This window comes from Streptomyces sp. BE20 (assembly GCF_036322525.1).
Taxonomy (GTDB): Bacteria; Actinomycetota; Actinomycetes; order Streptomycetales; family Streptomycetaceae; genus Kitasatospora.
On sequence record NZ_JAQYWW010000254.1, the window covers coordinates 1 to 240 of the forward strand.

Below are 240 nucleotides of genomic sequence, written 5' to 3' on the forward strand. Positions count from 1 at the left end.
GGCCCAGCTGCCGCCCTGTTTCGGTCCGTCCGGGCCCACCGCGCACCGGCGCTTCACCGAGTGGAGCAGGGCCCGGGTGTGGGCCAAGCTCCACCGGGTGGTCCTGGAGGAGCTCGGCGCACGGGGCGAGCTGGACTGGTCGAGGTGCGCGGTCGACTCGGTGAACATGAGGGCGCTGAAAAAGGGGAGTTGACGGGTCCGAATCCTGTCGATCGGGGCAAATACGGGTCGAAGATCCAC

1 pseudogene is annotated in these 240 nt (G+C 68.8%); it reads left to right on the plus strand.

Annotation, left to right across the window (positions count from 1 at the left end):
* A pseudogene (locus PUR61_RS01515) lies at positions 1-240 on the plus strand (IS5/IS1182 family transposase); the annotation flags it as partial.